Here is a 25,352-nt window from a genome sequence, read left to right as displayed (position 1 = left end):
ATAGGCGAAGCCAAGTTTTTCAATAAAGTTGGTGAAACAAAATGAAATGGAAAACAATAATTTTAATTCTCGGTGCAGTACTCCTCTCCCTTTTTGCAATCTATAGCAATAAAACACTTTTAAGTGAAAAGGCATCTCCCAAAATCGATCTCATTCCAGTACAAAACCTATTTACCAACCTGCAAACAAATAAATCACACTACTCTCCCGGTGATGCAGTCACTTTTAGCCTAAGCAATCAAACGAAGTCCGAAACAATAAAAATAGCTTACTATCATTTAGATCGCAAAATAGAAGAGCAAACTCTTTCAGTGAACGATTCAACCGAACAATCGTGGTCATGGAATCCTCCTAATGATGATTATAAAGGATACTTAGCTGAGATCACTATGTTTAAAGGTAATCACGTGCAGACGGAAACGATTGCAGTCGATGTTTCAAGCGATTGGAGCAAATTCCCCCGCTATGGGTTTCTCTCTGAATTCGGCGAATCGACTGGGGAAAATGTAAGCCATGTCATCTCTTCTTTAAACCGATATCACATAAATGGATTGCAATTTTATGACTGGCATGAAGAGCATCAACAGCCGCTTAAAACAGAGGGAGATTCCCCTGCCTCACACTGGCAGGATGTCGCGAACCGTGACATTTCACTTGAAACCGTCAAGCAATACATTGACTTTGCCCATCAGAAAAACATGAAAACAATGGCTTATAACTTATTGTATGGTTCTTTCGAAAACAAAGACATTCCACGAGAATGGCACTTGTTTAAAGACAGTCAGCATGAGATCATTGACCAGCACCCGCTGCCTGACCAATGGAAAAGCAATGTAAATATTATGAATCCGACGAATCCTTGGTGGCAGGATTATATTATTAATCAACAAAAAAACGTATATCGTCGTCTTCCGTTTGATGGCTGGCATATTGATCAATTGGGAGATCGCGGTGATGTATTTAACGAGTGGGGAAGTCCAGTACAAATTGTTGACGGCTTTCAACCGTTTCTCTCAAAAATAAAACAAGAGATTCCCGATAAAGAGATTGTGATGAATGCTGTCAATCAGTACGGGCAATCAGCGATAGCAGAAGCTTCACCTTCTTTTCTATATACAGAGGTGTGGGATGAATACAAATCATACAGTGATTTAAAACGAATCCTGGATGAAAATGCTTCCCTCTCAAAACGAGATGAAAGCTCTGTTCTAGCAGCTTATATGAACTATAATCATTCCAACCAGCCTGGTTCGTTCAATGAAGCAGGAATACTATCGGCGAATGCAGTGATTTTTGCAAATGGAGGAGCCCATCTCGAGCAGGGAGAGCATATGCTGTCAAAAGAATACTTCCCCCTTCATCAATTAAATATGGAGGCAAGCTTGCAAGAGAAAATGATTGATTACTATGATTTTTTAACAGCATACGAAAACATCCTGCGAGAGAATGTGACAAATTCAAGCATTGAATTAACCTCTAATGAAGGAATTCCTTTATCATTCGGGGATGCTGTGCAAGGACAAATATGGATCTTGCCTAAACAAAAAGAGAAACAAAAAATCATTCATTTTATTAACTTTTTAGACGCCAAAACGATGGAATGGCGCGATTCTGATGCTGCTCAGCCCGCTCCGTCTGAACGTACCAATTTAGATTTCACGATAAAGGAAGAAAAAAAGATTAACAGAATGTGGCTGGCATCTCCGGATACAAAATCCTCAATGCCGATTGCTGTTCCATTTGTACAAAAAGGCAAGGACGTATCGTTCACTCTACCTTCGTTAACGTATTGGGACATGTTAGTTATCGAGTACGAAGAATAAGATTGTATAAAAAAACATCAGTTTCGCTAATATTAAGCTTACTGACGTCATGAAAGCATTCCAACAGGGCATGTCCAAAAGGCATTTGCCCTGTCGATTTTTAATAGTGATAATTATTTGTTAATATCTGCTGTACTTCTATTCCTCATCTTCCTTCACTCGATATGCCTTATTAAACAGCATCAGCTGGCTATCTATTTCCGGATCATCCTCGTTTCTTTCTACGTAATGATACTCTCCTGTATCGTCCTGCTCGCGTGCTTTCATATTATCTGCAAGTGAAGCATCCAAAATTTCACGAATACGCTGCTTATTAGGACCGTCAAATATCGGAAATAAAATTTCTACACGTTTTTCCATATTACGGGTCATCATATCAGCAGAAGAAAGAAAGATTTTCTCTTCGCCGTTGTGATGAAAATAATAAATACGACTGTGTTCTAATAATCTTCCGACAATACTGCGTACTGTAATGTTTTCACTGGCTCCTTTAAGTCCCGGACGCAAACAGCAGGTTCCGCGTACGATTAAATCAATTTTAACCCCGGCATTTGATGCTTCATATAATTTCATAATTATGACTTTATCGGTTAATGAATTCATTTTTATAATGATCCGGCCATTCGAATATTGTTTTTGAAAGTTGATTTCCTCATCGATCAACCGAATAAAGTCATCTCTAATTTCAAATGGTGCCACGGATAAATGGTGATAGGTCGGATTTTCTGTATATCCGCTTAAATGATTAAAGAAATTGGTAGCGTCAATTCCAAACTTCCTTTTAGAAGTAAACAAACCTAAATCGGTATACATTTTTGCTGTCTGATCGTTATAATTACCGGTGCCGAGGTGAACAAAACGCTCGATTCGATTATTCTTCTTACGAACCACAAGCGTAATTTTACTATGTGTTTTTAAATAAGTCATTCCGTAAATAACATGGCAGCCCGCTTTCTCGAGCTCTTTTGCCCACTGTACATTGTTTTCTTCATCAAATCTGGCTTTTAACTCAAATAGGACAGTCACCTGTTTTCCTTTTTCTGCAGCTCTTTTTAACGCATCAATGATCGGAGAATCTCCGCTAACTCGATATAAAGTTTGCTTAATCGCTAATACGTCTGGGTCATCGGCTGCTTCAGATACGAATTCAACTACCGGTTCAAACGATTCGTATGGATGATGCAGCAAAATATCTTGTTCGGTAACTTTTTTGAATATATCTTCTTCAGAATTTAAATCACGGGGGGGTTGAGGAATTAGTGCCTGATACATTAAGTGCTCTCTCGTTTTACTAATTTCTTTGTAGAAGCTAAAAAGCATGGTTAGATCGATCGGTCCGTCAATCTCATAAACATCCTTTTTATGAATTTCAAGTTCTTCCGTTAAATACTTCAAAATGTTGTGATCATAGCCGTTTTGTTGAATTTCAAGTCTTATTGCAGCGCCCCATTTACGTTTTTTTAACTCTTTCTCAATCTCCTTAAGTAAATCGCGGGCCCCTTCTTCATGAATTGTTAAATCAGCATTTCTTGTAATGCGAAATACCGAGACTGAAACCACCTTATATCCTTTAAATAATTTATGAATAAAGTTGCTGATCACATCTTCCAATAATAAAAATTGCGCTTTAGTATCAGAAGTTTGCAGGCGGACAAACCGCTCCAGTACAGAAGGGACCTGGACGATTGCCGTTTTTATCCGTTCATCTATACTTTCACTATGGTCTTCAATCACAATAACAAGATTTAAGCTTTTATTTAAAAGCATTGGAAAAGGACGATATGCATCAACTGCCATTGGAGTTAGAACAGGAAAAATATTCTCGTCAAAATAATCCTCCATCCATTTCAGCTGTTCTTCCGGCAAGTCTTCCATTTTTAGAAACTCTATGCCTTCCTCCTTAAGCCTTGGCAATAGGATTTGATTAAAAGCCTCATATTGTAATTTAACCAGGGAATGTGTTTTAATTGCAATTTCATTTAATTGTTCTTTCGGAGTCATACCTGCCTTATTCTCAGGTTTATTAAATCCAGCTTTTACTTGATCCTTAAGTCCAGCCACACGAACCATAAAAAACTCATCCAAATTAGAGCTGAAAATAGCTAAAAATTTCAACCGTTCCAATAAAGGGTTCCGATCATCAAGCGCTTCTTCTAATACACGATTATTAAAGGCAAGCCAGCTTAATTCTCGATTGTTGTAATACTTCGGACAGCTAAGATCGATTTCATTTTCTATTCTCTTATTCAATCGTAATGCCACCTTTTTTCGACAAATTTCTAGGATAATTATAACATTAATAGCTAATTGTGAATGTCAAATATTCGTAAAAATTAACACTATTGTACTTCAATTATTAATAAAGGTGACAAGCTGAATTATTCTTCTGTGAAAAATATATTAATTGACTTTTTTAATTGCTTTTCTAAATGTTTTTTCTGTTTTTCAGTTTGATACTGCTCAAGTTTCCAATCTTGATTACAAGTCACGAAAAAATTAAGATCGCCTTCATTTTCTTCCAGCTCTATCTTCTTCACGATATTCCGTTTGGTAGCATTTAAGCTATGAGCAAATTTAAGAATTGCTCCCAATAAACGATACTTCGCAAGCTCACTTTTTGAAAACCATTGCTGAAACGGGTCAGCATTTCGCTTGAATTCCGATTTGTTTTTAAACGATGCTAATAATGCAAGTAGGATCCTTTCTTTATGAAGCAATCCATCAATAGTTCGATTTGCCAATAAATAAAACGTATGCTGGCTGCTCGTTTCTGAATCAATATACGACCCCAGATTGTAAACATATGCACCTCGTTTAAGAAGAGAAGTGTCCTGCTCATCAATCCTTGTCAGACCGGCATCATGCAAGAGACGGGCAAGCAGTATCGAAAGATCGATCATTTTCCAAGCGTTATTAATGTTAATTTCATAATCTGTAGCTAATTGACTAAAGCTTTTTTCGATTACATTAGGAAAAAGAGAGGTTCCATTTTCTTTTTTCAATTCTTCGTAAAAGATTCCATCACGAAGCCCTTTTCTGCTAAGAACAAACTGATCTGTATTGACGGTATCCAGTAAGCACTTAAATACTTCGATCGCCGGGAGGATAATATCTGCTCGATCCTTTGACAAGCCATCGACCCGCTGTAATTCTGAAAAAGTCATTGGCTTTAAAAAGTCGTTTATTTCGCAGATATCTTTACTGCTCATCATATATTGATGCAGTCCGGAAAGCGGATATCCCGTGTACTCTTGGTGGATCTGAACCATGTTTCGTGCACTCCCGCCTATGCCAATAATCGGTAATCTCTTGTCCTGAACCCATTCAAGTGATTTAAATTGATCACTGATAAAATTGCTTATGGCTTTTAGCTCAATGTCTGTAGGTTTTTCTGCTTCTACAAATTGCTTTTTCAATGATAATGCCCCAAAGGGAAAGCTGTGGTAACTCACCAATTTTCTATCTTCAAAATATGTAAGCTCCGTACTTCCTCCACCGATGTCAATTGTGACACCGCTTGTAAAAGGCGTCGAATTAACAACAGCCAAGTATCCGAAGTAGGCTTCTTCATATTCGGATAAAATTCTCATATCAAAATCTGTTTCATCCTGAACTCTTTTAAGGATCGTCTGTTGATTTTTCGCATGCCGGATCGTTGCCGTTGCCACACACTTTACTTCCTTCAACTGGTGGTGTCTCGTCACCTCTTGAAAGCTTCTAAGCGTCGAAATTAACTTTTGAATTCCCTCTTCTGTTAGAAAACCATCATTTGACAAATAATTACGCAAACGAGCTACAGCTTTTGCATTTTCTATTTCTTTTAACCTACCGCTCTTATCAAGCAAATAAATTACAAGCCTCATTGTGTTAGAACCTATATCAATAATTGCATACTTTTTTTGCATCATTTTTTATAGACCACCCTAGATCATTTTAGACAATTTTATTATATCTTAGATTTATGGGTGGTTAGAGTCAATCTTTATCTTCTAAAAAAATTTTATTACTAATTTCACATGACTTTAGCATATACAACAGAATCTCTTCTAAAATATATTGAAATGGAGCCTCCTTTGTAACTGGCCAAATTATTATGGTTGATGGAGGATATTCCACTCAGTGAATTTACGGATTTTTCTCAATCGATATTTTTCCACTCATGTCTATTGATACTGACCCAATCAGGTTAATCACAAAACTCATATAATTAATATAAAACTTGAATGGAGTGAAAACCATGTGCAATCAGTTATCTGTCTGGGAGATTCCAACCCGAGTCTTAGTTAAAGCTCTAACATCAGAATCCCGACTCCCAGATGAGCATGTACCCCCAACTGAAAATGAACATTCCTCTAAACATGTATCTATGACAGAACAAGAAACTACAATTGAAAATGAGCTTATATCTTGTGATGAAAGTGTGACTGAGCAAGAAGAACAAGAACCTGTAACTGAAAATGAACCTGCTGATGATGATGAACCAGCTGTTGAACATAAACCTTCGTTAATGGAAAGTAAGTGGCTTAAGCACTAAATCTACCAAATATGCGGCAACTCTTTTATGTAATCAAGGATACATCCTAATCTTTTTTCATAATTTAGGACATGCTGACAGTAAAATATCATATTTGAATAAGGATCATTAATCAACTTTTAACCAGGTGTATCATTCAGTTCAAATATGTTTTAAAAAAGTATCGTTTATCATGATGCTTTAATTTTTTGTAGTTTTTATCCTTGTTGACAGTATTTTTGCGTATTACAGAAAATTACAAAGAATCCGTTTTAAAAAATTTAATTAAAATGGATTCTTTTTAAGTTGTTTGATACTTAAACAATGAATAATTTCTAAAATATGTTAAAATATCAATTAACCAAGAATTTCTCATTTCTCCTTGTAGCAGAATCATGCTAATCACAATACATAGAAAAAAACGAAGCAGCAAATAAGATTCCTTTAAAGATTGGGTTAGGAGGGCTTCAAAAAAGATGAAAAAAACAAAGAGAAGGAATGACAGAGACAACACTGTAATGATTCATATATTTGATATTCTTATTCAATTTATTGAATATTTAATCTATCCAATCAGATGGTTAGGAAAAGTTATATTAAATTTATTTAATTGAAACTCAGAAAGGTTTGGCGCAAAAAAGCGTTGGTCCCTAAAGGCTTATTTAAACAAACTAGCACCCTTCAAATAAAGCGGGCTATTAATGTAAAAATGTCTCCCCATAAGGGATAAACACTTCAAATAGAGATCTATCAAGATCAAATTAGGCAATATTGGCAGGCTTCTTCTCGTATGATTGACCATGTCAGTAGTCTTCTGGTGTCTTTTTTCTTACAGCGCTCCCTCCTACTATTTCCCTTTTTAAAACCCATTAAATTCAAAAAAAATGATGTATTTTATTCATGGTAAACTTTGTATAATTAATGTAAAATTATATATAAAATTTTCATAAAATTGTGGGAGATGGTTAAGCATGGAGCGCAATTATTCAATTGACTTCATTAAATATTTTGCAACACTATTCGTCGTAGCTATTCACGCAAACCCGACAAATGATGAATTCTTTCAAAGTGTTAAAGAAACACCTCTAGACATCGTTGTTGATACTTTCGCTCGGTTTGCTGTTCCATTCTTTTTTATAGTTTCAGGCTACCTTTTTACACAGAAGCTAAAAATGACACCTAACCCTTTTGCGTATTTTAAAAAATACACATTGAATATCACAAAGCTTTATATATGCTGGTATACTTTTTATTTATGTTTTGGTGTTTTACTTCGTTTATTCCAGGAAAGTGGAACTTGGGCAGATAGAAAAGCAGATGCACTAAACTATGCTACCTCAGCTTTAGCACTGGAAAAAATTTTTTATTATTGCGAAACCACCAGCCACGGGTTTAACGGATTTCAATTATGGTATTTAATTGCTCTTATCTGGTGTATTGGCATTGTATACATTTTCTTTAAAATGAAGCGAATTTCTTTATTGTTAGTGTTAAGTTTGTTTCTGTATATAGTCGGGTTATTCGGTCAATCCTATTCGGTCTTTTTTAACATTTCTTTTGAAACACGGGATGCTCTATTTTTCGGCTTATTTTATACGGTATTAGGAAGCTTCTTTTCTTATTATTATGAATCAATCAAAGCCCGATTGTCCGCTAGGCCCTCTATTTACTTACTATTATTTTTACTATTCTCTTGTCTGGAAGTGGCCGAAAGGTTTTTGCTTGTAAATATTCTAGGAGGTCATAAAGGCGATTACTTTATTAGTACGATCTTTCTATCAATTTCATTGTTTTTATTTGTACTTAACAGTCCTAAACTAGGAAAAGACATTAATTTATCTAAAATAGGAAAAAATTCAGTAGGCATCTATATTGTCCACGTAGGTGTTTTATTTGAAACGTACAAAATTTTACTTTCTTTAAATAAACCGTTCTTTACTAACAGTGTCGTAGATTACTTTATCATTACTCCTATAGTGTTTATTATTTCTTATTTCGTATATAGATTGCTACAAGTTTTAAAGAAATATCTTTATCTTATACCTAACGGGTTTAATAAAAAGACTACTTAATTACTCACTGATTTTCAGAATTAATTAATCTGTTAATGGTGTATATATTCGGAGAAAACGAAAAAGCTCACTGATTGGTGGGCTTTTTCTTGTATGATGGATCATGTCTGCACCATCTGTGTTGCATCGACCCAGATCAACACGTCAGAAATAAAAATGGTCAGTTGTTTTTCACTCCATAATTCTTCACGAATATCCGTTTTAAACTTAACGAGGCTATCATATGGAACTTCAAATGTTTTTCCCGTTCTAATGACGAGGGTCTTGAAGTTTTTCTAATGAATCATATTTATTTGGATGTGGCAATTTCGGGCTTTAATTCTTAGAGAGAATTATCTTTCAGTGCATAGAACTTCAAATCTTCACATATCCTAGCTTTCGCTGGTTTGTAGTGTTTCCACTCTTTCTTGAGGTCTCCAACGGCTATCTACTTGACGGGATCCAGACCAAAGCCTAGATCCTTTTTTCATTCAGTTGGTGAATTAATCATAAAAGATTAAATGCATATCACTGCTAGTCCTTGATTTCGCAAAAAATTCCGCTTCATCTCCTCCATCAACAAAGCTACCAATACCTCTGAAAACCCCACATTCGCCTGATCCTAGATATCTTGTTCCTACATAATCATTATAACTTGTAGGATCGTATTCCCATAATTCAACTTTTAACTCACTATCTGGACCCACGTATTTGTCCCGACAAATCCTATAATCTCCACCAGTAGAGGCATACACATGACTTTCAGCACCGTTAGAATAAAGAGTTTCTTCTCCTAAGTAATCCCATTCCCCAGCACCCAAAGTTCCTATGCTGCTTGCAAAAGTATAAGAAGGTACCAACAACGCAGCGACCAATGCCACGACAATCATTTTAAACTTTTTCATACTCATACCTCCTCTCCCGTTTTGACTTGAAAAATCTTATTCGCCATATACTACTAAAATCTTCCTTATTTCTCCAATAAAATCATTTTTTGAATGATGGCATTTTCACTGGAATTCGTGAAATTGAGGGATTTGTTCATTGCATAAACCCTTACATCAAGCAAATTCATGTTACGGATATGAAAGGCGATACGAATTTTATTGGGTTTGTGGATTTGAAGAAGAAAAAAAGCCCACCATTCGATGGGCTTTAATTCTACGTATGGAAGACCGTAATAATCTTCTAACAAAATTTGAAGTTCTTCTTTTGAATGAAGAGATATCTCTCCTGGATCTTCGAAAAAGTCAACTTTTAAAATGGCCCTGCATTTCCTTTATAGTTGTAATTACCTTCATTGCTTTTGTAAACTTGATAAGCGAGATACAATACATAAAAGCTTCCGATTATCTGCATAACAATCAAAATTTTGGGTATTATCGTTACAAGTATATTATTCAACATAGCAGAAATAGCAAGTAATAAACCAAAAGCAATAGTTGCTCCATACGTATATTCCATTGCCTTTTTTGTCCCAGAATTATGCACGGTGGATAATATGACGATATTAGTAGGTCCTGGTGTAAAAGTAACAATAAAACAGTACACTACAAAAGATGTAATATTCATGAGGAAAATTCCTTTCGAGCTATTCTCATATAAATATACATCTTAAAATTAAATCGCTAAAGTATATTATGGCAGATTATATAACTCTACAAATTTAGGGTGCTGATACGTTATATTTCATTCTGTAGCACAAAAGGATATTTTCTTTATCTCCAGTCATCTTTATTATTAGCATTTTTCAACGGGGAATGCTGGAAATGCATTTTTACGCGTCCGCCAAATAAAATGGTCGGTTGTTTGGTCGATTGGAAGAAAACAAAAAAATAAAAAACCACTTCCGAAGAAGTGGATTTTTATTGAGAATCCCTTGTAAATAAGGGTTCTCAGGGTTTGGCACCCAATGATTCCAACTGGGCTCGAATCAGCGACCTCTACCCCTGTCAAGGTAAACAAGCTATTCTGTACCTCTAGAAACCTCTAGGACAAACCCTTATTTTATAAGGTTTGTTTAATTACATACCTGAAGAAAAATGCCCTCTTTTGAACAAAAATGAATTAGTTCGTCCCCATGCCTCCCCAATTATTAATTCAGTACCCTAGAGCCTGAGTCTTATGCCGGGCACACAGGAAAAACCGTCTGATGGAATCTCCATCAGACGGTTTAACGTTTTACTGCACTTGCTTTGTTTTTCGTTCTATTCGTTTTCTTGTTTTCATCTCTTCCCTAAAGGATTTAATCAACGAGAACATCATAAAGATTAGGATGAACGCAAAAGGGAAGGCGGCGATAATTGACGCCGTTTGCAGGGCGGTCAATCCACCGGACCAAAGCAGAACCAATGCCGCTGCAGATACAAGGATTCCCCATACAATTTTAATGATGTTTGGAGGATTTAAACTTCCGTTTGTCGTTTGCATACCTAGAACAAAGGTTGCTGAGTCTGCCGAAGTTATAAAAAATGAACAAATAAGTATTATCGCTAATATAGACGTGAAAGTGCTCAATGGGAAATGCGCCAATACAGCAAATAATGATACTTCGATACCTTGGGTGTTGATCATGTCCCCGAGGTTTACATTCATGATCCGTTCTAAGTACATGCCCGAGCCGCCAAAAATTGAAAACCATAATGTACAGAAAATGGATGGAACTACTAATACACCGATAATAAACTCGCGTATTGTGCGCCCCCTTGAAACACGGGCGATAAACGTCCCTACAAATGGAGCCCAGGCAATCCACCAAGCCCAATAAAAAAGTGTCCAGCTTTGCATCCATTCACTGTGCTGATGGTCAAATGGAGAGATGTTCAAACTCATCTCAGGAAGATTTTGGATATAGCTTCCGAAGGTTGATGTGAAATAATTAAGCAAGAAACCTGTATTGCCGGCAAATAATAAAAAGAGCATCAGAATAACTGCGACGATTACATTCGCGTTACTTAGCCATTTTATTCCACGTCCTAACCCGGATATAGCTGACAGTATAAATAATACTGTAACGATAGCAATAATAATAAATTGAACTGCAATGCTTTTTGGGATGTTAGGAAATATAAAATGTAAACCGCCATTAATTTGGGCTGCACCAAGCCCTAATGACGTAGCGACACCAAATACCGTTGCAATAACGGCAATAATGTCAATGAGCTTGCCTATCCACCCTTTTACCCTATCTCCTAATAATGGATAAAAAGTGGCACTAATTAATCCGGGTGCCCCTTTTCTAAATTTAAAATAAGCTAGGGCGAGGGCGATCACGGCATATATTCCCCATGGGTGGAATCCCCAATGTAAGAAGGAATACCTCATGGCATCGGTTGCGGCCTGCTTTGTACCGGGATCTCCATAAGGCGGGCTCATATAATCCTGTAATGGTTCGGCTACGCCATAGAAAACAATGCCAATGCCCATACCAGCGCTGAATAACATGGCAAACCAACTGATGAGATTATATTCGGGCTTTTCATCGTCCTTGCCAAGTTTAATTTTTCCATATTTAGAGAAGATTAAATAGATCGCGAAAAGCAAGATGACACTTGCTACTATTAGATAAAACCAGCCAAAATTCGTTTGAAGAAATTTTTGGATATTGCCTGTGACACTTGCAAGATTATTGGGCGCAAAGGCACCCCAGAGAACAAATAAAACGGCAATAATAACTGAAATCGTAAAAACAATCGTTACTTTTTTCATCAAATCCACCTTTCAAGATCTTGCTGTTCATAACATGCCTCATCCATGGTCAGTCCTCTAGGAGACTATATTGAAATTCCCATATTTCACTATCTTTTAACTCATTCAAGGATAGCTCTAAATTGTTTCCCAAAAAGATTGTTTCGCCGTTGATGGCCACCACCATCGCCTCAATGGAATGATCGCCATCTCGTTTTTTATATACATCACCAATATTCGGCATTTCACCTTGGGTACTTTTTGCAGGTTGATCAGGAACATTGCTCGTTAAATCAACACTATCTACCATATTTTTATCTAAATAATCTATAGGTTGACTGTCATTATCACGGCCTGGAACCATCAGTAAATATTCGTTATGTTTGACCCCATTAGCCTTAGTTGTGATAACCCCTTTGGTTTCAACAGACGATACAATTTCAATTTCGTTTAAGGAATAGTGATCCAAGTAATCGGGACTTGGATTCGTAATTAAGATATAGTCCCCTTCTTCAGCTTTTTTATCTTTGTAGAGTGTATAAGCCTTATGGTTGAAAATAAAGCTGTCAAGCTGTTTGGGTTTATACTTTTCAACTTTCGAGGCAGTGGTTAAATGCTGTGTTAAATCTTTCAGCCTGACAAGATGGACAGACTGTTTGTATACAGGCTTTACAGAATATACTCTGTGCAACTCATTGTTAAAATACACAAATTGTCCTTTTCTTACTTGATACAGTTTCACGTATAACTCTCCCTTCAGATCATTCAACTTTAAAAAGCAAATACATTAAATAATACCCGATGTCGGTTAACTTTCCCCTGAAGTTATGTAAATATTACCTCCACAAAATATTTTTTTCTTTGGTCTATAAACTCAACACGGATATACAAGGAAAGCACTCATTAATGAAGTAATTCTTTTATGGTAACATACATTGATCCTGATTGCCGAAACATCGGCATTACCCTTTTTTATATTATTATTCGTATAAGAATTCACATTATAATTTAGTCTTATAAAAGCTACGTTTTAAATCTCCATTTAGACAGTTCATCAAGATTACGATTTCCATTTCCTCCTATACCTTTCCAAAAACAGGTTTTCCTAGTATCAGGATCAAGTTTATACCTTGATTTATCGGCACGTGAACCATACGCTAATGAAATTGCGACCCATTGACCAGACGAGAAGCCTAGAGTAAATAACCACTCCATCAACTATAAATCCAGCAAGAATGCCTGCTACAAATACTGCCGTTACCACTACTAAACTTTGAGTCCCTAATTCGCCATTATCTGAGCGTAATTGAGAAATCTCACCATTAGCAATTGCATTACCGCCATGCTTAGGGCAAACAAAAAGCACTCTCTTTAGAGAATGCTTGTTAGTTGTTATTGTCTTACTTAGTTCGTTCATTACATTCTTCAACAATCGCGTACGATTGTTAAAGAACAAAGGCTGTTGAAGCTGTCTCGTACTTATTGAACTCCAGCACACATTAACTATTTATTAAAACGCAAAATTATCGATTTACCACAAGTAAAAATGGCTTTGTTACCTTTTAGGATTTATCTTTTTGTAATGACTTATTGCCAGGTGCAAACCAACCGATTAGGGCAATACCGACTAATACTCCATAGAAGATCAGACTCCAAGCGGTACTGTGAGGAAAATGATGATCTAAGACACCAATATCCTCATGGGCAAGGGTAATTACAGCCAGTTTGACACCGACCCATGCAACAATTGCATATGCTGTTGTTTCCAATGCTGGACGTTTTTCAAGAAGCTGTACAAACCAGGTTGCTGCAAACTTAATCAAGACAAGACCAGCAATACCTCCAAGAAGAACAACAATAAACTGCCCTCCATCCATACCACCGAAATCGTCTAGCGGTGAATCTGGAAGACCAAGGGCAAGAGCAACTGCAGCTAGAATCGAATCAATTGCAAAAGCGAGGTCAGCTAATGCAATCTTCCCTACTGTAGGCAAGAAACCTTTACCAGCGGATTCCTTTTCATCGTCCTCATGAATATTCTCATTTTCTTTCCCGAACCGTGCCTTAATGACATGCTTTAATCCTAGGTAAAGAAGATAAGCCGCTCCTATCGCCTGTATCTGCCAGACGTTTGCAATGAAAGAAATTGCAAAAAGTGCAGCAAATCTGAAAGTGAAAGCCATAATGATTCCGTAATTTATAGCTCTTTTTTTCTGTTGTTCAGGTAAATGCTTGGCTATAACTGCTAGTACAAGGGCGTTGTCAGCCGATAACAATCCTTCCAATCCAATTAGAATTAACAATGCCCAAGCATACTCTAACCATAGTGACTCCATCTACTTCTCTCCTTTCAATAACGAAAATGTCATGTAAAAGTTTCGCTAACTATAAATTTCCCAATTAAGTAACAGGTAATCCTAGAGAATAATGCTAAAAATGATTTATTCAGTTACTTCTAGTCCTCTATATTTTCCTTTTTAAACTACACCTTTAGTTTAATTACATTTCTTCACAATCTCATACAATAATAACATAAATATTCAATTTTTGGTGATTTTACTCGTTAATCGAATAAGTACACATTTTTGTTGCACTGTAGTGCAAACAAAATATCCATTTACATAAATAATCTTTTATTAGGTTACACTTTTTACTTTTTCCTTCATTGCTTCTTTAACCTGCGACGTTACTTTAATTACATTTATTCACAATCCCTTCAACTGAATCTCCCACTATCTGGCCCAATTTATAAAGAAGGACACATTTCTTGTTACAGAAATGCGCCCTATTGCGGAAGATCGTTATTAAAGGAAAGCACTTGTTAGTTGAATAAATTTGTTTTCTATTATTGTCATCTTAAAAAGAGAAAGACAGGAATAATGAACTCTAATGGTGCAATATCAAACCTAATTTAGTGAGCCTTTTCTTCAAAATGTTAAATATATCCATTTTATTATCCTTGAATGAAATCGTCACTTTTGTATTCTAAAATATCTCCAGGTTGGCAGTCCAAAGCCTTACAAATCGCCTCTAAAGTTGATAATCGAATCGCTTTTGCCTTTCCATTTTTCAATATAGAAAGATTAGCCATTGTATTCCAACCTTTTCCGAAAGTTCTGTTACGCTCATTTTCCTTTTAGCCAGCATGACATCAATATTTATTATAATTGCCATGTTATCCACCTCAGACCGTTAAATCATTATCTGATTTTATATCTATGGCTTCTTGTAGAAGTCTTTGAAGAACAGCAGCAAAGGTTGCAATTACACTTGAAGCAAAAGTGCATATTAATCCCATCATTATAACACCTGTTCTGTCACCTTCAATAAATAGAATTACAAATATTATTCCTAATATAATTAAGACACAAATTGTGATTGCACAGTACTTTATATACCTCAATGCTCTTACAGATAATACCGAGAAAGCCTTGTTCCTATCTATATAAGTTAAAAGTTTAAATGCTTGAAGGGAATAGACAATACATACGCGCATACTAAAAAGGGATATTGCAAGTAAGCAGTCTCTGGATTCGCTTCTGCATCTCTACTGGCTATCTCAGGCAATAAAAATATACACAAAGCAAGCACCACAATTCCAATAAGAAAAACAACTACCTTCAAGAAAATTGTTGAACCACTTTTTTGTTTCATAAAAAGCACCTAATTTATCGATTTGCAATAAATTATTATCAATTTTTATTATATTTTTATTGAATAATATTCTTTTTATTTTAGACAAAGATATGCTTTGACAGCTCTTTCTGTACCCGAGTGGTATAGGGAGGAACTTAAAGAATACTATGATTTGCGGGAGCAAGAAAAAGAAAATTTGGGTGATGCATGGGAAGGCGGAAACCATCAATTTGTATTTCACAGTGGAACCGGAAAACCATATTACTTTACTACTCCTACAAGTAAGTGGAGCAAATTTGCAAAGAAATTGGATTTGAAGTATATTCGACTTCATAACTTAAGACATATAATGGTAAACCCACTTATAGAAGAAGGAGCAAAAAATGAATGCAATACAGAAAAGAACTGGGCATGCAAATTTAAAAGTTCTTTCCGATACATATAGTCATGTAACGCCAAAAATGGAGCAGGAGACTTCGGAAAAATTCGATAAGCATAAACCAAAAAAATCCGTTCGTCCCCATAATTAGATGAAAAAAGCCACTTCCGAAGAAGTGGCTTTTTATATGAGAATCCCTTGTTCCATAAGGGTTCTCGGGGTTTGGCACCCAATGATTCCGACTGGGCTCGAACCAGCGACCTCTACCCTGTCAAGGTAAACAAGCCATTCTGTACCTCTAGGAACCTCTATGACAGACTCTTATTTTATAAGGTTTGTTTAATTACTTATCTGAAGAAAAATGCCCTCTTTTGAGTAAAAATGAATTAGTTCGTCCCCAATTCGTCCCCAATTCCTAATTTGAATGAGTAGAACTTGTTGAACGATTTGGAGCCTTTGGTAGCTGGGATTTTAACCGATGAGAAAAGAAGTTCCTAAACAATAAATAAAGAAGCCTTACTCCATCGGTAGGCTTCTGTTTTAATGAAAATTCAAGCTTTAATCTTTATAAGGATTATTTTGATTTCCGTCTTCGATCTAAGCGATCTTATGACAAAAATTTAATGGTTGTTGAACCTATTAAAAATCATTACCGTTAAGCTCCAGATGTTTTTTCAGGTTATTAGAAACCTTACGGAGTTCCTTCTTATCGGGCATATAATAGTAAGTACCCTTTATGATTTTATCTGATCCTTCAATTTTGTGCTGCTGTATGTTTTCTCGTGCAACTTTATAATTTGATTGGATCCTCCACATATCATTGAAGGTCATGTTTGTTTTCACGTTCTTTTCAACAACTTTGACTAATTCGCCAAATTTCGTGATTGAAGATGTACTCGCTCCTTTTTGTATTAAAGCTTCAATAACTTGGCGTTGGCGCTTTTGTCGACCGAAGTCTCCTCGTGGATCTAGCTTTCTCATTCGAGCATATTTTAAAGCTTCTTTGCCATTCAATTTAAGTCGTCCTTTAGAAAAGTGCACATTCTCAAAAGTGAAATCTAAATCATTATTTACCTCTACTCCACCTAACGCATCAACACTTTCTTCAAAGCTCTTGAAATTTACTTTTACAAAATAATCAACGGGAACATCTAAGAGATTTTCAACAGAATAAATTGTCATCTCTGTCCCTCCCGCTTGATAAGAACTGTTGATTTTGTCTTCTGCCGCTCCTTTTATCTTTGTATACGTATCGCGAGGGATACTTACCATATGCGTTGATTTAGAATGAGGATTAATTGTTAATAGAATCAATGAATCGGCCCGCCCGCTTTTTTCACCTGGACGAGAATCAAGCCCCATTATCAGAACAGATATCGGATCACCATCCTTGAAGTTGATGTTTTTCAGACGTTCTTCAAATTTAGGATTTCTGTCGATATCCTCGTGAATATCTGATGAAGTTGACATTACAAACTGAAATGCATAACTGACTGTCCCTAACATTACTACTGTAAAAAAGGTTAAAACAAACAACAGTACTTTTTTCCCCATTAACCTGGCCCCCACAATAAAACCTATAACTGTTTTTGTTACAAATATATTTTGAAATTAGCGAGTAACTATGCAGCAGAATTCTTCCCATGATAACTTCGCCCTGTCCGGGCAACTTTGTTCCATTTTTTGTTGAAGAAATAAGAAATACTTCCATACATGACAAAATACATCGATACAAATCGATAGACAAAAATATCAAAAATAATGGTGAATAGTAATCGTAACCCATCTTTCTTTTGAAATGAAAACCCGTAGTGCTTATTCATTCCAATTGCTGCCAAGTCATATGCTAACCCAAATAAAAAAATGAAAAACAAATAAGAAAATACGTAATACAAATACGAATGTTGAGGACTGTAAATCATATTTACAATAAATATCCCTGTCATTACATAAGACGCAAGGGTACCTACTAGTATCGTTTCAAATATATAAAAAAAGGAAACAGCTTTCGTAAATAAAGTTTTTCCGAAGAAGGACCGGAAATGAATAAGGCAATCTATGTATGCTTTTTGCCAACGCAAACGCTGCTTTGTTAAATCCTTCAATGTTTCAGGTAATTCCGTGTAACCAACGGCATCTGCTATAAAACTAATTTTTAAATTTTTGTGTTTCGCTATGTATCTATGGATCTTCAGGGTGATATCAATGTCTTCTCCTATTGTTTTTCGGTAACCATTCACATCTAGAAGTACTTGTTTATTGAATACACCAAATGCTCCTGAAATTACTGACAAAGCTTTAAAGCGTACAAGAGACAATTTTGAAATATAGAATGCTTTTAGGAAATCCAAAACTTGAACCCGTACTAGAATGTTTGCATAAAGTAACGACAAACGTTTCAAAGGTTTATCTGTTTTTGTTTGCAACACATGTACCATCCCACCTGCTGCAACAACATCTTTATCTTCCAATGCATCGTTTACAGCTAATAATGCATTTTCTGTCAAAACAGTGTCTGCATCTAATGTGATAATAAAATCTGTACTGGAATATTCAATTCCTGCATTTAAAGCATCAGCTTTTCCGCCATTCATTTTATCTATTACGTAAATATTTGGGTAAAGCTCAGATTGATATAATCCCTCGATTTTTTCATAAGATAGCTTACCGTGCGGAGACATTGAACATGGTTTCAACTGTAGTAATTTATTCAAATAAATCATTGTTTCATCCGTTGATCCGTCATTAATATAAATGACTTCAAATTGAGAATAGGATAATGACTTCATGCTCTCAATCGAAGTTACTATAATTCCTTGTTCATTGAAACATGGGACTAAAATGCTTATTCCCTTTTCTTCTATATATCCATGGTCGCTCATCCCTTTTTCCAGTCTGGGATTTCGGTTGATCCTTTCATTAGACTCACGGAACCACGGCAAGCAATGGTATAAATGTAACACTGGGAACGTAACACTTAAGAAGAAAAAAACTGTGATAAGTACATCCAAAAAATAACACTCCTTAATTAAATAACAGTCCGAATCAAAATTATTATCAACTAACTATAAGTTCCCGTAACGATACCTTTTTTAGTGGGTAGCAGGATAAATTAATTCATTGGTTATTTTTTGAATTCTTATTTAAAAATGTATTAAATTCAATTAACGTATTAGATTCAGCTCATAAAAAGCTTTCATGATTCACCTAGAAGGTAAAACCTTTCCTGAGATAAATTTCTAATTGTTTGATAAAACGACTCATATTTGTTCCCATTACTTCATGAGAAATAGTAGAAGTAATGTAAAGGTAGCGATGGTAGTTTGCGAAATTGGCAGATAACGTAACCAGGATTTAAGTTTGTAATACCGACAGCATCAAGTTTAAATAAGAAATCTTCTTTTATTTTTTGTAAATCCGATATGTTTTCTTTTTCGCTCGACTTCGATTTTATTCCAGGTTCTATGGAGCCCAAAAGCTTTAAACGTACATTCTTTGTGGGAAATTTATTCCTACCTATCTATGAAAATTTTTTGATGTAAGGATCAGGGAATAAATACTGTAGTGAATTCAGGGTAGCGAATAGAACTAACGGAATAATGCAATAAACAATACGTAAAATGAAAAGAGATAGTGGTGTAAAAAACGATGTCTCATCAACTTGTTAGGAGGTAGCAGTTTTGGCTGTTCAAGGTGATTGGGCTTTTTGCGAAAAATGTTACGGGTTGTTTTTTAACGGATACGAACGTAAGGGGAGATGCCCTGGAGGAAGAGGTGGCCACAAACAGGAAAGGGTTACAATTACCAGCTAAACCACAGTAACCCTGGTAACCAATATTCTCAACCTGACTGGGAATTCTGTGTAAAGTGTCATGGAATGTTTTTTAACGGGTATTCAGGAGGGGCATGCTCCGCAGGCGGTGTCCATACGCGTCACGAACAAGCGTATAGATTTGTTCTAGTGCATGATTACCCAGAGCTAAGGTAGGGTGAACAACCTTATTGGGAATTTTGTGTGAATTGTCATGGGTTGTTTTATAACGGATTTAATAATAAAGGAAGATGCTCTGCAACCACCAGTGTTATTCTTCAAAACGGTGATCGTGGTCACAAGAGGCATCCACAAGCGTTTCACTTTGTTCTTAGATACTGGATGGCATCTCCTCCGACAACTGAGCTTCCAGCGCACCATTGTGGATGGCCACCTAATCCAAGTGTTTGCCCAGGTTATTAAGTAAAAATTGAAGTTTCCTCGTAAAAGTTAGGTTGAAAATTGCTTTTTGCTTAGAGCATAATGTCATTTTAGTCTATTTTTCCTCTCCCAAAATTCGTTTTTTCCGTTATTACTGTCTCTCCAATAGTGGATAAAATGAAACCATTCTATTGGAGAGGGTGATATTTATGAAGGGAAGGCTGTCTATCGTTGACTTAACTCCTACAGCAAAAGATAAGAGCCGTAAAGTATATAAAATTTCATACCATGTAAAAGGAGAAACAATTGAAGGTCACTATTTAGAGGTTCAAATGGGAAATGAGTTCGAATGGATGCTTATCCTCAAGAATTAGAAATATATAGATATGAAAACTTATAAAAAACAAAGATTCCTTTGCCGCCATCTCAATTCATTTCTTGAAAGTGAGTATGGATCAATTAGATGAAGAGTGGAAAGAATTGATTTTGGAGGCATTAGCAGCAAGAATCACATTGGAAGAGATACGAATCTTTTTAAATACTTGTCGCGAACGACAGAAAATAATAAATGCATAAAAAAGAAGCCTAACCTCACTGGTGGGCTTCTTTTCGTATGATGGACAATGTCCTTGGCTGTCCATGCCGCATCATTACTCCAAATACTTGTTGGGGAACAAACTGGATTATTCCATTGTATCTTTTTTCTTAGTTAGTTGCTCTTTGTCTATTGTCCCTGGCGGTTGCTCTAGCCATGCATTACTAATTACAATATCAGCCCCATCTTTTGCATATTGAGCAATTTCAAGCGATAAGCGTTCATAGTTTACAATAAGATCACTTCTTTGACTTGCAGCCGCCGCGGTTGCATAGTTTCCCGTTCCTGCTGCACTCATGAATGACATGTGAAACATATTTAATTTGTCCGAAAATGGTGGCGTTGTTGAATCAGTAATAGAAACATCTGATGGACAAGGTGCCTGTATATCATTATCGATAAGGGTCTTTGTAAATATTTGCATATGCTTTTGCGAAATGTCTCTTCCTCTTAACATCCATTTACGTATGTTATCTCTCGGAGTTCCCTGAGCAAAACTAATTGCGAGTTTACTTCCAATAAGATTGGTTTGAATGTTTAAAAATAAATGGGATATTTCAACTGCATTTAATGGTCTACCACTACTTAGATATTTTTTAGTGTCTATATAATTGGTTTTTGTTGGATAGGGAATATAAGGCGCTCTAGTAAATACTCCTTTTGAAAGGGCTACTTTCGAACTTTTCTCAAACAATTCTGATGTTTCATTAAGACCTTCTCTGTAATAATTTCTTATATCATCCCTAGCACTTATAGAAACAAATCCACTGTATCCAAGTAATCCTATCTTAGCCATATGGTTTATATAAGTTAGCATAAATAGGTCAGTATACATTCGTGGAGCGTTTAAATTCACATCATTATCATAAGTAAATCCTGTTGGCGTTGGAATCTGTTCCTCTTGAAATATGGTTGTTAGCTTCTCTATATGAGAAGACGACAGGTCATAAGAAAATTGAACAACGGAGCGAATTGCTTCATCTTCTACATGTTTTAAAAAATAATCTAAAACACATTTGGACATACTATCTTGCATATAACTAGTCCAAATTGAAGCTATTTCTGATGAAGTTAATTGGGCGCGATTTTCAGTCATATTCAGTTTCCTCCAAAGACATGTTTTTTATGGATGGACATATTTTTTGCAAATAACCGATAAATTATGAAAAAGCCAAGAAAAATACTTTTCGTTGGCGGGTATTTTTTCTTGTTGTATAAAGAACATACATGCCTATAAATTTCGTATGAAAGGATGTACAAAAATTAAAATCCCATCAATTAGAGAAGAAAGGACCATTTTTGAGGTACTGCCGACAAAACGCGGATTTACAACGTGGAGAGGTTCCAATATACAAATGACGGGGGTCCTAGAAATGGTGAAACCAGGTATAACAAGCGAACTAGCAGTTTCATTTGGTTAATATCCTTTGGGAGTGCATTGTTTTAATATGAATTGGAGATGTTAAAAAAAGGGTTAATATTGAGAATCCAATTACTGAATTCTCAATATTTATAACAGCTAATTTACATTATTGCAGTATGTTTTGCTGTCCCATTTGACCATATTGTTGTTGACCTTGCTGATTTCCCATTTGTTGACCAGACTGTTGCTGCCCCCCGGTCATTTGTTGTAACTGTTGTTCCGCTTGTCTTACAGCTTGATTCATTTGATTTAATGCTCGATTACTTTGAACATATTGAGAAGCTTGATTTAAAGTTTGAATTGCTTGTTGAATACATTGCTGAAGTTGCTGATCTGCTTGTTGTAACTGTTGTTGTGTTTGACCACTAAATTGTTGAATTTGTTGAGATAATTGATTTTGTTGACCTTGTGGTTGTTGTTGATTTTGTTGTCCGGATTGTTGTTGACCTTGCTGTAGATTAGAAATAGAACTTTGCAGAACATTTAATTGACTTCTAAAATCACTTAATTCATTTGCAATTTCAACATCCACATTTTTTTTTACCTCAGATTCAATTTTTTTCTTGGTGTTATTATCCATAACAATCCCTCCATATTTAATAATTAAACCCTTAAAAAGGTCCTTTAATAAGATGCTCGATTGGTTGATTAAATATCCATTTAAATTTCTCCGAGATGATTAAATTGTTTAACCATAGAACAAAGATTGATCTAATCAAAATAAATTAACGGATGCATCAGGAAGTAACATCTCGATGGTGAAAAGCTCACACCAATCATCTGAATTTTCAAGTGAATATTCAACAATCTCTTTTGCGATAGGATGTGTTGAATAATCTTCTAGTGTAAGGCTATGAAAAGCAATTCTTCTTCTGTTACGTTCAATGGCCATGATTGTCTGACACATTAGGTTTTCCCTCAGTTAGAGTACCTTTATCTAATGCATTTGGCACTGATGGATCCTGCACAAAAAACGAGAAGGCTTCTTGCCTTCTCGTTAAACCTGTGACAGTTTATTAAAAAAGTTTATCCACTAAATCTTACTAACCGGAATTTCTATCTTTATTTTTTTGCTTCAAGCTTCGAGTGTGGCTCTTTATTTTTAAAAAGAAGAGGTCACTTTTTAGGTGACCAATGAAGCTAACTAAGCTAGAGTGATAAAAATTGAAAACATACTTTAAGTTATGCAGAATTTAAAAAATGGATAAATTAAAAAACTCAATTGGAAATTTTACACGAAATTACGTATAAAATGTACGCTGTTGATACAACTTAAAACAGAAGGCTGTTATGCTTTCACTAAGGTTATATGTGTTTCACTAAAAGATGGTTCTTTTCGAAAAAGAGCCATCTTTTTTCAAGCCGAAATAGAACATATGCTCCTATATGATTAAGACAAAAAGGAGTTAAGTTAAATGAGTGACATTGAAAGGAAGGTCTTTCGGATCATTTTCAACAAGACTCTTTCTCATGACCCTGTAACTCTAAAGCTACTGAAAATCAAAACTGGCCGGACAGAAAAAGAACTGCGGCAAATCGTAAAGAACCTTATCGTTCAAAATAGGATTATATGGGATAAGGAAAAGAATAAGTGGTTTGTTTACATGGAGGATAAGTTTATCATCTCAAAAGTTTAAATAACCAGAAAGGACTTGAAGAAAGCTCACTTATTGTGAGCTTTCTAAACTTAGACAAATGCATGGCTAACTGTTTGAAATTAGCATACAATTTTCTTTACTGTTTATAAAAATTACGAATCCATCTGTGAGGCTTCAATTTTTCTAGCTGCTCCGGAGACAATCCCTTTCCATCCCCTACTCGACAATTCATTTCGGTATGACGAACAGAACGCATTCCAAGAATGACTGTTGACACTGCTGGATGACTCAAAATGAAGCGAAGTGCTGTTTCCGGCATCTGCTCCAAAGAGATATCCAGATTAGCAGTAATCCTTTGTACACGATCAAAAACTTCCTGTTTCCGGTCTCCTCTGAAATAATTATTTCGAAAATCACCTTCAGGAAATATCGTATCAGGAGTAATCCTTCCTGTCAGACCTCCTTCATCCAATGGTACTCGGACGATAACACCGACGTTGTGTTGTTCGCAAGCAGGAAAGAGCTCTAATTTCATCGGTCATTTCCTTCTTATCAAAATAAGATTTTTGAGCATCTTCAAGCCCTTTGTTGTTTTCTGCAAAATCCTTAGCTAGTTGTTTCCCGTAATCGGCACCTTCACCTGAACCACTTTGACCAGGTAATTTACGACCTGAATCCTTGAATTTTTTATCAACGGCATCCTGTACACCATTGCTGTAAACTTCTTCAAACTTTGCAAGGTTAGCCGTTGTCGTTTCCTCATCATCACCAATAAAAAAGTCAATAATGCCATCTGGAAGGTTCTTTTCTTTTGCAACCTTCAAGGCTTTATTGACTATTGATTCGCGATTACGAGTTTTTTCAGCACCCTCAATCTGTTCGCGCCTGTTTGGAGTGCATAAAAAATATGCCTTTTAACGCCATGCTTAGGGCAAACAAAAAAGCACTCTCTTTAAAGAATGCTTTTTTGTGGTTAATAGCTTTATTTAGTTCGTTCATTACATTCTTCCACAATCGCGCCCTTGAAGAAAGACGCTTTCCTTATTTCAGAAAGCGCCCGATAATTTAAGACAGCTATTTTCGAGTAATCGGAATTTTAATTATTATTTCCGCAAAATCTTCTCCATCGCTTTTCCCTTTGCTAACTCATCGATCAGCTTATCCAAATAGCGAATTTCCTGCATAGTTTGTTCTTCAATGTCTTCCACTCGGACACCGCAGACCACACCTTTGATCAAAGTCCGTGAAGGATTCAGTCGGGGAGCTTCCGCAAAGAAGGTCTCAAAGTCTGTCTGTTTTTCCAGTTGCGCTTCTAACTCTTCCTGGCTATACCCTGTCAACCAACAGATGATTTCATCGACTTCAGTTTTCGTACGTCCTTTTTTCTCCGCCTTCGTAACATAATGGGGATAGACACTTGTGACACTCATTGTATAGATCTTATGTTTGGTCATG

Annotated in this window: 22 protein-coding genes and 3 pseudogenes; 7 read left to right on the top strand and 18 right to left on the bottom strand. The window is 35.9% G+C overall.

Annotated features, from left to right (window positions below; genetic code table 11):
- Window positions 1-41 precede the first annotated feature (41 nt).
- Entirely contained in the window at window positions 42-1,823 is a 1,782-nt protein-coding gene (locus JOC74_RS01015) for a glycoside hydrolase family 66 protein (RefSeq protein WP_053602545.1), read from the top strand.
- A gap of 138 nt (window positions 1,824-1,961) precedes the next feature.
- Here the strand turns inward: JOC74_RS01015 and JOC74_RS01010 are convergent, their stop codons facing one another.
- Window positions 1,962-4,073, bottom strand: coding sequence for an RNA degradosome polyphosphate kinase (locus JOC74_RS01010; protein ID WP_082363701.1), 2,112 nt, complete (start codon window positions 4,071-4,073; stop codon window positions 1,962-1,964).
- 128 nt (window positions 4,074-4,201) lie between these two features.
- On the bottom strand, window positions 4,202-5,731 hold the full coding sequence (ppx, locus tag JOC74_RS01005; RefSeq protein ID WP_053602544.1) for an exopolyphosphatase: 1,530 nt from the start codon (window positions 5,729-5,731) through the stop codon (window positions 4,202-4,204).
- Window positions 5,732-6,060: 329 nt separating this feature from the next.
- Here ppx and JOC74_RS01000 point away from each other — a divergent pair, with 329 nt between their 5' ends.
- Both JOC74_RS01000 and JOC74_RS00995 read left to right on the top strand, forming a co-directional pair.
- Window positions 6,061-6,357 (top strand): hypothetical protein, encoded by a 297-nt coding sequence (locus tag JOC74_RS01000; RefSeq protein WP_053602543.1) that lies wholly within the window; start codon window positions 6,061-6,063, stop codon window positions 6,355-6,357.
- Window positions 6,358-7,307: 950 nt separating this feature from the next.
- Window positions 7,308-8,408, top strand: coding sequence for an acyltransferase (locus tag JOC74_RS00995; protein WP_053602542.1), 1,101 nt, complete (start codon window positions 7,308-7,310; stop codon window positions 8,406-8,408).
- Window positions 8,409-8,890: 482 nt separating this feature from the next.
- On the opposite strand, the gene JOC74_RS00990 is transcribed toward JOC74_RS00995, so the two are convergent.
- The 7 genes and pseudogenes from JOC74_RS00990 to JOC74_RS00960 form a co-directional block, all read right to left on the bottom strand.
- Window positions 8,891-9,292 carry a YndA family protein gene (locus JOC74_RS00990; RefSeq protein WP_053602541.1) on the bottom strand — a complete coding sequence of 134 codons (402 nt, stop codon included), beginning with the start codon at window positions 9,290-9,292 and terminating at the stop codon, window positions 8,891-8,893.
- 385 nt (window positions 9,293-9,677) lie between these two features.
- A pseudogene (locus JOC74_RS00985) lies at window positions 9,678-9,959 on the bottom strand (LysE family translocator); the annotation flags it as partial.
- Window positions 9,960-10,568: 609 nt separating this feature from the next.
- A complete protein-coding gene (locus tag JOC74_RS00980; protein WP_053602539.1) occupies window positions 10,569-12,095 on the bottom strand; it encodes a glycine betaine uptake BCCT transporter in 1,527 nt (508 codons plus the stop codon).
- A gap of 49 nt (window positions 12,096-12,144) precedes the next feature.
- Window positions 12,145-12,816 carry a hypothetical protein gene (locus JOC74_RS00975; protein ID WP_053602538.1) on the bottom strand — a complete coding sequence of 224 codons (672 nt, stop codon included), beginning with the start codon at window positions 12,814-12,816 and terminating at the stop codon, window positions 12,145-12,147.
- An 820-nt stretch (window positions 12,817-13,636) separates the two neighbouring features.
- Window positions 13,637-14,410: a MeeY/MeeF family manganese export membrane protein gene (locus JOC74_RS00970; protein WP_053602536.1), complete on the bottom strand. Its 774-nt coding sequence runs from the start codon at window positions 14,408-14,410 to the stop codon at window positions 13,637-13,639.
- A gap of 617 nt (window positions 14,411-15,027) precedes the next feature.
- Window positions 15,028-15,248, bottom strand: a pseudogene (locus JOC74_RS00965) (helix-turn-helix domain-containing protein).
- Window positions 15,249-15,258: 10 nt separating this feature from the next.
- Window positions 15,259-15,728: pseudogene (locus JOC74_RS00960) on the bottom strand (DUF2975 domain-containing protein).
- 97 nt (window positions 15,729-15,825) lie between these two features.
- Here JOC74_RS00960 and JOC74_RS00955 point away from each other — a divergent pair.
- Window positions 15,826-16,155 (top strand): site-specific integrase, encoded by a 330-nt coding sequence (locus JOC74_RS00955; protein ID WP_211086017.1) that lies wholly within the window; start codon window positions 15,826-15,828, stop codon window positions 16,153-16,155.
- 573 nt (window positions 16,156-16,728) lie between these two features.
- Here the strand turns inward: JOC74_RS00955 and JOC74_RS00950 are convergent.
- Both JOC74_RS00950 and JOC74_RS00945 read right to left on the bottom strand, forming a co-directional pair.
- Window positions 16,729-17,643 (bottom strand): LCP family glycopolymer transferase, encoded by a 915-nt coding sequence (locus tag JOC74_RS00950; RefSeq protein ID WP_053602534.1) that lies wholly within the window; start codon window positions 17,641-17,643, stop codon window positions 16,729-16,731.
- 68 nt (window positions 17,644-17,711) lie between these two features.
- The gene (locus tag JOC74_RS00945; protein WP_225970372.1) at window positions 17,712-18,971 is read right to left on the bottom strand and encodes a glycosyltransferase family 2 protein; all 1,260 of its coding nucleotides are present in this window, start codon (window positions 18,969-18,971) and stop codon (window positions 17,712-17,714) included.
- Between the two features lie 1,519 nt (window positions 18,972-20,490).
- Here JOC74_RS00945 and JOC74_RS00940 point away from each other — a divergent pair.
- Together JOC74_RS00940 and JOC74_RS00935 are read left to right on the top strand one after the other, a co-directional pair.
- Window positions 20,491-20,655 (top strand): hypothetical protein, encoded by a 165-nt coding sequence (locus JOC74_RS00940; protein ID WP_158320288.1) that lies wholly within the window; start codon window positions 20,491-20,493, stop codon window positions 20,653-20,655.
- A gap of 76 nt (window positions 20,656-20,731) precedes the next feature.
- On the top strand, window positions 20,732-20,857 hold the full coding sequence (locus tag JOC74_RS00935; RefSeq protein WP_082363693.1) for an anti-repressor SinI family protein: 126 nt from the start codon (window positions 20,732-20,734) through the stop codon (window positions 20,855-20,857).
- A gap of 107 nt (window positions 20,858-20,964) precedes the next feature.
- On the opposite strand, the gene JOC74_RS00930 is transcribed toward JOC74_RS00935, so the two are convergent.
- From JOC74_RS00930 to JOC74_RS00920, 3 genes are all read right to left on the bottom strand, one after another.
- On the bottom strand, window positions 20,965-21,972 hold the full coding sequence (locus JOC74_RS00930; RefSeq protein ID WP_053602532.1) for a DUF3231 family protein: 1,008 nt from the start codon (window positions 21,970-21,972) through the stop codon (window positions 20,965-20,967).
- A 433-nt stretch (window positions 21,973-22,405) separates the two neighbouring features.
- Window positions 22,406-22,879, bottom strand: coding sequence for a hypothetical protein (locus JOC74_RS00925; protein WP_192841136.1), 474 nt, complete (start codon window positions 22,877-22,879; stop codon window positions 22,406-22,408).
- A 135-nt stretch (window positions 22,880-23,014) separates the two neighbouring features.
- A complete protein-coding gene (locus tag JOC74_RS00920; RefSeq protein ID WP_053602531.1) occupies window positions 23,015-23,206 on the bottom strand; it encodes a hypothetical protein in 192 nt (63 codons plus the stop codon).
- A 508-nt stretch (window positions 23,207-23,714) separates the two neighbouring features.
- Here JOC74_RS00920 and JOC74_RS00915 point away from each other — a divergent pair.
- Window positions 23,715-23,936 (top strand): hypothetical protein, encoded by a 222-nt coding sequence (locus JOC74_RS00915; protein WP_053602530.1) that lies wholly within the window; start codon window positions 23,715-23,717, stop codon window positions 23,934-23,936.
- Between the two features lie 97 nt (window positions 23,937-24,033).
- On the opposite strand, the gene JOC74_RS00910 is transcribed toward JOC74_RS00915, so the two are convergent.
- The 4 genes from JOC74_RS00910 to JOC74_RS00900 all read right to left on the bottom strand — a co-directional run bounded on the left by JOC74_RS00910 (window position 24,034) and on the right by JOC74_RS00900 (window position 25,351).
- Window positions 24,034-24,432, bottom strand: a complete 399-nt coding sequence (locus JOC74_RS00910; RefSeq protein ID WP_082363690.1) for an aldo/keto reductase — start codon at window positions 24,430-24,432, stop codon at window positions 24,034-24,036.
- Window positions 24,362-24,736 carry a DUF4355 domain-containing protein gene (locus JOC74_RS00905; protein ID WP_312883780.1) on the bottom strand — a complete coding sequence of 125 codons (375 nt, stop codon included), beginning with the start codon at window positions 24,734-24,736 and terminating at the stop codon, window positions 24,362-24,364. Before JOC74_RS00905 ends, JOC74_RS00910 begins: the two co-directional genes overlap by 71 nt.
- A 31-nt stretch (window positions 24,737-24,767) precedes the next feature.
- A complete protein-coding gene (locus JOC74_RS23785; protein WP_280881169.1) occupies window positions 24,768-24,896 on the bottom strand; it encodes a hypothetical protein in 129 nt (42 codons plus the stop codon).
- A 104-nt stretch (window positions 24,897-25,000) separates the two neighbouring features.
- On the bottom strand, window positions 25,001-25,351 hold the full coding sequence (locus tag JOC74_RS00900; RefSeq protein WP_053602527.1) for a DUF2200 domain-containing protein: 351 nt from the start codon (window positions 25,349-25,351) through the stop codon (window positions 25,001-25,003).
- Window position 25,352: the final 1 nt, after the last annotated feature.

The organism is Bacillus capparidis, from assembly GCF_017832095.1.
Taxonomy (GTDB): domain Bacteria; phylum Bacillota; class Bacilli; order Bacillales; family Bacillaceae; genus Bacillus; species Bacillus gobiensis.
Note: the sequence above shows the minus strand (reverse complement) of the source record. Positions and strands in the feature narration are given on the sequence as shown.